Raw genomic sequence first — 6553 nt, 5'->3', positions numbered from 1 at the left:
TGTGTATAAGAGACAGATGCAGACCGGCGCCACCATTCTCACCGAGCACAAGTTCGACGCAGGCGACGTGCTGCGCCTGCTCGAATCCGAACGGGCCACCTACGCAACGGGATTCCCCCACGTGGGCCGGTCACTGGCGAATCATCCCGACTTCTCGTCCACCGATCTGTCAAGTCTGCGCGCGGGATACCACCAAGTCCTGTTACCGCCGGAACTGCGCGCGGTGGACCCGTCGCTGCTGGTCACACAGCTTGGGATGACCGAAACCTGCAGTTCGCACACCTGGTGGCCCCCACACGAACCGGTGCCCGAAACCAAGCGCGGTTCGCTCGGGGTTTCTGCTCCCGGTTATCAGCACAAGGTTATCGACGAGTCGGGCGTACAGGTGCCCAACGGGATGGTCGGGGAAATCTGCGTGCGGGGAACGGCCATGATGCGCGGCATGGTCGGACGGCAGCACGGCGAGCTGTTCGACGCCGACGGCTGGTATCACACGAAGGATGCCGGATACCTCGATGATGACGGGTTCCTGTATTTCGCCGGGCGCACCGACGACATGATCAAGACCTCGGGCGCCAACGTCGCACCGGTGGAGGTGGAGGCGGTGATCTGCGGCGTCGACGGCGTCCGGATCGCCTATGTCGCCGGCGTTCCGGACGCGGACAAGGGCGCCGTCGTCTGCGCCGTCGTCGTGCTCAATCAAGGGCGGCACACCTCACAAGACGAGCTCATCGCGGCGTGCCGAAAGGAACTGGCCGCGTACAAGATCCCCAAGCGGTGGGTGATCCTTCCCGACGCCGACCGGCTGCCGTACACCACCACGAACAAGATCGACAAGCCCCGGCTGGTGCAGCTTGTCACCTCGGGGGAGCTGGCATGACCACGTTGGAGGCGCGGGTCGCACGACTGGAGGCCATCGAGGAGATTCGTCAGCTGGCGGCACGGTACGCGGTGGCGCTGGACATGCGTGACTTCGATTCCCTGGCAAATCTTTTCGTCGACGACGTCGGGGTGCCGGGCAAACGCCGTGGCCGCGACGCGATGCGCCAATGGTACGACGCAGAGGTGCGTCCGACGCTGCTGGGCAGCGCGCACGGTGTCCTCGGCCATGTTATCGACGTCCACGATGCCGACACGGCCAGCGGACTTGTCTACTCGCGCAACGACTTGGAAACCGAGACCGCGTGGTTCATCGAGATGCTTGCCTATCTGGACCGCTACGAACGGCGTTCCGGCCATTGGTATTTCGCGCGCCGCACCCCGCTGTTCTGGTACCGGAGCGACATCACCGACCCGCCTGTCGGTCCACAGAAGGTGCGTTGGCCCGGCAGCTCCGGCCAGGACGGCTCGTTCCACGACGCGTTTCCCTCGTGGGAAGAGTTCTGGGCCGCCGATCCCGGACGATTCGACGCACCGGTCCCAGCCCCCGCCGCCGTCGGTGAGTGGTTGCGCACTTTGCGCCGGGGTGTCCAAGCACCGCGCGTCAGCCCGACCGGGCGCGGGACTGCGGAGTCTTGAGATGTCAAGCCAGGAAATAAAATTCGGATTCACCGATGAGCAGAACGAGTTGCGCCGCATCGTGCGTTCCTTCTTCGAGAGCAAGGCCGACGAGGCGCAGGTGCGCCGCCAGATGGAATCACCGCTGGGCTACGACCCCTCGCTGTGGGTGCAGATGTCCGACGAGCTGGGCCTGGTGGGGCTCGCGATCCCCGAGGAATTCGGCGGGCAGGGCTTCACTTTCGTCGAACTCGGCGTCGTCGTCGAGGAGCTCGGGCGGGCCCTGGTGCCCTGCCCGTACTTCGCGTCGGCGGTGCTGGCGTCGAGCGCGCTGCTGAATTCGGGTGACTACGCCGCCCAACAGCGGTACCTGCCGGGCATTGCGTCCGGAGCGACCGTCGCCAGCCTGGCGGTCACCGAGGAGTCGGGCCGCTGGGAGGCCGGGGCGATCCGCACGCGGGCGCGAGAAACGGCCCGCGGCTGGGTGGTGGATGGAGCCAAAACCTATGTCCTCGACGGCTGCAGCGCCGATCTGCTGTTCGTGGCCGCCCATACCGACTCCGGATTGTCGCTGTTCGCCGTCGACCGCTTCGACAGCGTCACCCGCCGCGCACTGTCCACCCTGGACCAGACCCGAAGACAAGCCCGCATCGAATTCAGTGCTACGCCGGTGTCGCTCGTCGGTCATTCGGGCGGCGCGGAGGCGGTGTTGCGCTCGACCCTCGCGCTCGGCGCTGCCGCGCTGGCCGCCGAACAGGTCGGCGGCGCGCAACGATGTCTCGAGATGGCCGTCGCCTACGCGAAGACCCGCAGGCAGTTCGGCAAGCCCATCGGCTCATTCCAGGCCATCCGCCACAAGTGCGCCGATATCTTCCTCGATGTCGAATGTGCTCGCGGGGCGGCCTATTACGCGGTGCAGGCCGCGGCCAAACACTCGCCCGAATTGCCGGCGGTGGCGTCGTTGGCGAAGGCCTGCAGTTCGGAGGCGTATGCCCGGGCCGCTGCCGCCAACATCCAGGTCCACGGCGGCATCGGATTCACCTGGGAGCATCCTGCCCATCTGTACTTCAAGCGTGCTCAATCGTCGGGACATCTGCTGGGCGACGCCTCGTATCACCGGAAGCTGCTCGCCGACGAGATCGGGATCTGAAGAGCGTCAGAAGTCCGTGCCGCCGTCGATGTTGACGGCCGCGCCCGTCATGAACCCTGCCCTGTCACTGAGCAGGAACGCGATCAGCTCGCCCGCTTCTTCGGGACGACCGCCACGGCCGAGGGCGACACGCATGTTCCAGTCCGGGTTGCTGGCCAGGTGCGTGTAGATCGCGTCCTCGAGCGCCACCCCGTATTGTTCTGCCCGCTTGGCGCGGATGAAGTCGTTCACCTCGGTGTCGAACAGTCCCGGGCACACGGTGTTCACCCGGATGCCGTCGGGCCCATGCGTTTTCGCCAGGATCTTTGACAGCGTCAACACCGCAGCCTTCAGCGCGTTGTACGGCGGAATCAGAACCTTCGGCGCACGAACGGAATACGCGGCCGTCGTCACGATGGTTCCGCCGCCGTTGCGTTGCAGGTGCGGGATGACGGCGCGGCAGGACCGCACCGTTCCCATGAGAATCAACTGGTAATACCAGTCCCACGACTCGTCACCGTGTTCGAGGAACGGCCCCTGCTGCTTCATCGGTCCCGCGGTGACCGCCAGACCGCGCAAGGGGCCCAGGCTTGCGGCCGCGCGGTCGATGGCGCGATCCACCCCATCACCGGAAGCGGCGGCGTCGACGGCGATCCCGACCGCACCCACCCCGTAGTCTGCGGTCAACTGCTCGGCCCGCGCTCGGGCGCGCTCTGGATTCCGAGCCAGCAGCGCCACGTTGGCACCATTGGCGGCGAGCTCCTCGGCGGCGGCGAACCCGATCCCGGTCGTCCCGCCGACGAGAACGAAGTTGCGTCCCGCCACACCAAGCTCCACGCGCTGCCCTCGTTTCTGGCGTCACCGCCGGTGACAGCCATACTAAACAGACGTACGCCATGTGTTGCAATGACTACTTTGCGGCCGCCGTCCGGCTACGTTTGAGCCTCTGAATGGAACACCAGGCGCGAATTTGTCGCGTAGCATGGAGCGACATGTCGACGAAACCGGCCCCGTCCGATCTGGAGTCGGACGGGGAATTCGATCGCCGGGACCAGATCCTCGAGGCGGCGAACGAATGCTTCACCCAGCTCGGCATCGAGCGCACCAGCGTGCAGGACGTCGCGCGGAAAGCCAACGTGTCGCGGGGCACGGTGTACCGGTACTTCGAAGACCGCAACGTGCTCATCGACGCCGCGATCGAATTCGGTGCGCAGCGGTTTTATCGAGAGGTCGCTTCCGCCATGGCCAAGAAGAACACGCTGGCCGAGCAGGTCGGAGCGATGGCGGAAACCCACGCCAGAATCTTGCTGGACCATCGCACACGGAACCGTTTGATGGCCGACGATGCCGAGCTGATGCGGCACATGATCTCCGACGGTGACACCGCGGTCCGGCGAACCACGCAGTTTCTCGAACCCTATGTGCGGGCCGCGCGCGAGCGCGGCGAGGTGGGCACCGGCGTCGACGTCAGTGCGGCCAGCGAATGGCTGGCCCGCATCATCTGGTCGTTCTCGACCGTCAACGAGGCTCAGACGTTCGACATGTCCAAGCCGGATACTGTCCGGCGCTACGTGGAAACATTCGCGATCAACGGGCTTCGCTGAAGAACGGGCCAGCGCCGCTCAACTGAACAATAGATGTACTATTGTTCTCCAACGTCGGATGGCTTTCGACACGTGGATTCTCGATCGGTGGTCAGCGCATGGGCGAACGGACATTGGCCGGCAAGCGGGTGGTGGTTGTGGGCGCATCGGCCGGGATCGGGCGGGCATTCGCCGTCCGTGCCGGCAAGGAGGGCGCCGACCTGCTTATCGCGGCGCGCCGACGAGACCGTCTCGACGAGGTCGCCGCCGCCGCCGGCTGCGGCGCGGCCATCAGCGCGGATGTGCGTGACGCTGACGACTGCGCGCGGCTCGCCGATATGGCCCGCGAGAGCCTTGGCGAAATCGACCTGCTGTTCATCTCGGTGGGGTACGCGCCGTTGAGAATGTTCGCCGACACCTCTGTCGACGATTGGATGGAGGTGATGCAGACCAACGTCGTCGGTGTGCATCAGGTCATCAAGTGCTGCCTGCCGGTGCTCGCGCCCGCCGCGATCGTCGGCGCCCTCTCCTCCGAAACCGTCGGCCAGCCGCGGACCGCGCTGGGCGCCTATTCGTCCAGCAAAGCCGCGCTGTCAGAAAGCCTGAATGCCTGGCGCACTGAGCATCCCCGCTTTCGCTACTGCTGTGTGACCGTGGGCGGCACCGTTCCGACGGAGTTCACCGCGGCGTTCGACCCCGAATTGCTGGGCGTGGTCGTAGAGGATTGGGTGGCGCGCGGCCTCTTGCAGGAGACATTGATGTCGCCCGACGACGTCGCCGACATGCTGGCGGGAACATTCGCCAGCGCATTGAACTTTCCCGCCGTCGGCCTCGAGCAGCTGGCAATTCGTCCACCGTCGTCGCCGCGGCGCACGGTGACGGGATGAGGCCGGCGACGAGAGGGTAGTGATGTCAACGCAAGTCGAATCGGCGTGGCCCGATTACCCCGATTACCGGATCGAGGCGACCCCGTGTCCATACCGAGGCCAGGTGTGGTTCGGTGATGTGCTCGTTGCCCAGAGCGACCGGTGCCTCGTGGTGACCGAGACCGACCACGAGGACCGCTTGTACTTTCCCGAATCCGACGTGCGGTGGGAGCTGCTCCGCCCGTCGGACCACAGCACCGTCTGCCCGTTCAAGGGCCGGGCAAGTTACTGGAGCCTTGACGGGGCGGATTCCGGTGTCGAGAACGTCGTGTGGGCCTACCCCACTCCGTTGCCTGAGGTCTCGGCGATCGCGGGCCACGTCAGTTTCTACGACGACGCGCTGCGTGTGGTCATCGTCGAAGACTGGCCAGACGGCTCGAAGGTCCCTGTGCGATTCCCGCTGTGGGGAGACGCCGACGAGCTGTGCAGAATCATCGATGTTCAGCAGGTGTCCGAAAGCGGGTTCATCGGACCAGCTCATGGGCCTACGCGTCGAAATGTGGTCGAGGGCGGTCAGCTGCTCGGTGAGGCGATCGTCGCCGCATCGAAAGCGCTTCCCGGGCAACGAGTCACGTCGGTATCGATGATCTTCATCAAAGCGGCCTCGTTCGACGCGCCCGTCGACCTTTCCGTCGACATGCTTCGCCGAGGGAGGTCGTTCTCGTCGGCCGAAATCCGCATCAGCCAGCTGGGCGTGTTGCGCAGCGCAGGCATCGTGCTTGCGGACTCCGGGGCCGAAGACGTCATGCGCGACTCCGAGCCGATGCCGCAGGTTCCGGGACCCGAGTCGGCGGTGTCGTTCCAGGGCTTCGGGATGACCGGACGCGAGATTCGGGTGGTCGATGGAGCTTACGATCCGGATCCCGATCGGGTAGGCCCGCCGATCATCAACGCGTGGGTGCGATTCCGGGATGCGCCACCGAATGCCCACCTGAACGCCGCGTTGCTGGCCCAGTCGACGACGCATTGGACCATCGCCGCAGGCATGTTGCCGCATCCGGGCTTGGGTGAGGCGCGCGCGCATGCCACCTTGTCGACCGGAATCATGAAGGCCACCATCGCGTTTCACGACGACGTCGATGTCACGGACTGGCTGCTGTACACCAACCACGCGATCTGGTCGGGACGCGGGCTTGTGCAGGGCGACGGCCGGGTGTTCGCCCGAGATGGTCGGCTCGCCGCGTCATACACGATCCAGGCGATGGTGCGAGAGTTCGCGACCGAGCCCGCGGCGATGGGTCGCGACAGCCGCACGGCTATGTGATGGGCATGCGGTATTCGTGGCCGCGTCAGCGCAGGCCGTTGATCGCGAATTTCTCGACGTAGCGGCGGACCGTGGCCGGCTTGGTCATATCGAAGGTCAGACCTTGATTGACAGTCGAAAAGGAATAGATGATTCTGGCCAGCCATTCGCTACC

General features: G+C 65.5%; 7 protein-coding genes. 6 read left to right on the top strand and 1 reads right to left on the bottom strand.

Features of this window, described 5'->3' with window-relative positions; all coding sequences use genetic code 11:
- The 3 genes from WU80_RS23725 to WU80_RS23715 all read left to right on the top strand — a co-directional run.
- Positions 1 to 880, top strand: an 880-nt coding sequence (locus tag WU80_RS23725; protein ID WP_156371846.1) for a class I adenylate-forming enzyme family protein, incomplete at its 5' end; no start/stop codon positions are given.
- Positions 877 to 1518 (top strand): nuclear transport factor 2 family protein, encoded by a 642-nt coding sequence (locus WU80_RS23720; protein WP_055405065.1) that lies wholly within the window; start codon positions 877 to 879, stop codon positions 1516 to 1518. The genes WU80_RS23725 and WU80_RS23720, both read left to right, overlap by 4 nt.
- Position 1519: 1 nt before the next feature.
- Positions 1520 to 2647: an acyl-CoA dehydrogenase family protein gene (locus WU80_RS23715; RefSeq protein WP_055405066.1), complete on the top strand. Its 1128-nt coding sequence runs from the start codon at positions 1520 to 1522 to the stop codon at positions 2645 to 2647.
- 6 nt (positions 2648 to 2653) lie between these two features.
- Here WU80_RS23715 and WU80_RS23710 read toward each other — a convergent pair whose 3' ends face one another.
- Positions 2654 to 3463 (bottom strand): SDR family NAD(P)-dependent oxidoreductase, encoded by an 810-nt coding sequence (locus WU80_RS23710; RefSeq protein ID WP_055405067.1) that lies wholly within the window; start codon positions 3461 to 3463, stop codon positions 2654 to 2656.
- A 155-nt stretch (positions 3464 to 3618) separates the two neighbouring features.
- Here WU80_RS23710 and WU80_RS23705 point away from each other — a divergent pair, with 155 nt between their 5' ends.
- Genes WU80_RS23705 through WU80_RS23695 form a run of 3 tightly spaced genes read left to right on the top strand, consistent with a single transcriptional unit; the run spans position 3619 to position 6399 of the window.
- Positions 3619 to 4230 (top strand): TetR/AcrR family transcriptional regulator, encoded by a 612-nt coding sequence (locus tag WU80_RS23705; protein WP_055405068.1) that lies wholly within the window; start codon positions 3619 to 3621, stop codon positions 4228 to 4230.
- A gap of 41 nt (positions 4231 to 4271) precedes the next feature.
- Positions 4272 to 5096 (top strand): SDR family oxidoreductase, encoded by an 825-nt coding sequence (locus WU80_RS23700; protein WP_231633900.1) that lies wholly within the window; start codon positions 4272 to 4274, stop codon positions 5094 to 5096.
- A 22-nt stretch (positions 5097 to 5118) separates the two neighbouring features.
- Complete coding sequence (locus WU80_RS23695; RefSeq protein WP_055405070.1) at positions 5119 to 6399, top strand: DUF427 domain-containing protein; 1281 nt, start codon at positions 5119 to 5121, stop codon at positions 6397 to 6399.
- Positions 6400 to 6553 lie beyond the last annotated feature (154 nt).

It is taken from the genome of Mycobacterium sp. UM_11 (genome assembly GCF_001414075.1).
In the GTDB taxonomy this organism is placed as follows: Bacteria; Actinomycetota; Actinomycetes; order Mycobacteriales; family Mycobacteriaceae; genus Mycobacterium.
Note: the sequence above shows the minus strand (reverse complement) of the source record. Positions and strands in the feature narration are given on the sequence as shown.